Source organism: Bacillus sp. WC2507, from assembly GCF_052656125.1.
In genome coordinates, this window is sequence record NZ_JBQXPN010000001.1 from 5317501 (window position 1) to 5320000 (window position 2500).

Below are 2500 nucleotides of genomic sequence, written 5' to 3' on the forward strand. Positions count from 1 at the left end.
AATTCTTACCTTAAACTAATATTTAAACGTATTACTTTATAACCTTTTTATCACCTGATCATCCAATTTTAAAAAAAACAGTCTCTATTTCATTCTCCTTTCTTCTTTAGTGTTATTAAATGTATGGATTATGACATTTGGTAAATAAAAATAAACACAAAAAAACCTAAGTCGAATCGACTTAGGTTTTTGCTTGGCGACGTCCTACTCTCACAGGGACAAGGTCCCAACTACCATCGGCGCTAGAGAGCTTAACTTCCGTGTTCGGTATGGGAACGGGTGTGACCTCTCTGCCATCATCACCAAACTATGAAGGCATATTCCTTCAAAACTAGATAACATTTGCTTCATATTATATGGTTAAGTCCTCGATCTATTAGTATTCGTCAGCTCCACATGTCACCATGCTTCCACCTCGAACCTATCAACCTGATCATCTTTCAGGGATCTTACTAGCTTACGCTATGGGAAATCTCATCTTGAGGGGGGCTTCATGCTTAGATGCTTTCAGCACTTATCCCTTCCGCACATAGCTACCCAGCTATGCCCTTGGCAGAACAACTGGTACACCAGCGGTGCGTCCATCCCGGTCCTCTCGTACTAAGGACAGCTCCTCTCAAATTTCCTACGCCCACGACGGATAGGGACCGAACTGTCTCACGACGTTCTGAACCCAGCTCGCGTACCGCTTTAATGGGCGAACAGCCCAACCCTTGGGACCGACTACAGCCCCAGGATGCGATGAGCCGACATCGAGGTGCCAAACCTCCCCGTCGATGTGGACTCTTGGGGGAGATAAGCCTGTTATCCCCGGGGTAGCTTTTATCCGTTGAGCGATGGCCCTTCCATGCGGAACCACCGGATCACTAAGCCCGACTTTCGTCCCTGCTCGACTTGTAGGTCTCGCAGTCAAGCTCCCTTATGCCTTTGCACTCTACGAATGATTTCCAACCATTCTGAGGGAACCTTTGGGCGCCTCCGTTACACTTTAGGAGGCGACCGCCCCAGTCAAACTGCCCACCTGACACTGTCTCCCGGGTCGATAAGACCCGTAGGTTAGAATTTCAATACAGTCAGGGCGGTATCCCACCAGCGCCTCCACCGAAGCTAGCGCTCCGGTTTCAATGGCTCCCGCCTATCCTGTACAAACTGTACCAAAATTCAATATCAGGCTACAGTAAAGCTCCACGGGGTCTTTCCGTCCTGTCGCGGGTAACCTGCATCTTCACAGGTACTATAATTTCACCGAGTCTCTGGTTGAGACAGTGCCCAAATCGTTACACCTTTCGTGCGGGTCGGAACTTACCCGACAAGGAATTTCGCTACCTTAGGACCGTTATAGTTACGGCCGCCGTTTACTGGGGCTTCAGTTCAGAGCTTCGCTTACGCTAACCCCTCTCCTTAACCTTCCAGCACCGGGCAGGTGTCAGCCCCTATACTTCGCCTTACGGCTTCGCAGAGACCTGTGTTTTTGCTAAACAGTCGCTTGGGCCTATTCACTGCGGCTTTCCGTTAAGAAAGCACCCCTTCTCCCGAAGTTACGGGGTCATTTTGCCGAGTTCCTTAACCAGAGTTCTCTCGCACACCTTAGGATTCTCTCCTCGCCTACCTGTGTCGGTTTGCGGTACAGGCACCTTTTATCTCGCTAGAAGCTTTTCTTGGCAGCGGGGAATCAAAGACTTCGCTCCATAAGGAGCTTCCCCATCACAGCTCAGCCTTCACGATAAGCGGATTTGCCTACTTATCAGCCTAACTGCTTGGACGTGCACAACCAATCGCACGCTTCTTCTATCCTTCTGCGTCCCTCCATTGCTCAAACGATAAAGAGGTGGTACAGGAATATCAACCTGTTGTCCATCGCCTACGCCTGTCGGCCTCGGCTTAGGTCCTGACTAACCCTGAGCGGACGAGCCTTCCTCAGGAAACCTTAGGCATTCGGTGGACGGGATTCTCACCCGTCTTTCGCTACTCATACCGGCATTCTCACTTCTAAGCGCTCCACCAGTCCTTCCGGTCTGACTTCACTGCACTTAGAACGCTCCCCTACCACTGATACCATTGGTATCAATTCGCAGCTTCGGTGGTGTATTTAGCCCCGGTACATTTTCGGCGCAGAGTCACTCGACTAGTGAGCTATTACGCACTCTTTAAATGGTGGCTGCTTCTAAGCCAACATCCTAGTTGTCTAAGCAACTCCACATCCTTTTCCACTTAATACACACTTTGGGACCTTAGCTGGCGATCTGGGCTGTTTCCCTCTTGACTACGGATCTTATCACTCGCAGTCTGACTCCTAAGGATAAGTCATTGGCATTCGGAGTTTGACTGAATTCGGTAATCCGATGAGGACCCCTAGTTCAATCAGTGCTCTACCTCCAAGACTCTTACACTTAAGGCTAGCCCTAAAGCTATTTCGGGGAGAACCAGCTATCTCCAGGTTCGATTGGAATTTCTCCGCTACCCACACCTCATCCCCGCACTTTTCAACGTGCGTGGGTTC

Annotated in this window: 2 rRNA genes (1 of these 2 cut by a window edge); both read right to left on the minus strand. The window is 49.8% G+C overall.

Annotated features, from left to right (window positions below):
• Positions 1-191 precede the first annotated feature (191 nt).
• Positions 192-307: ribosomal RNA gene (gene rrf, locus ACUN28_RS27850) — 5S ribosomal RNA — on the minus strand.
• A 49-nt stretch (positions 308-356) separates the two neighbouring features.
• A 23S ribosomal RNA gene (locus tag ACUN28_RS27855) occupies positions 357-2500 on the minus strand; it runs 778 nt beyond the window's last position.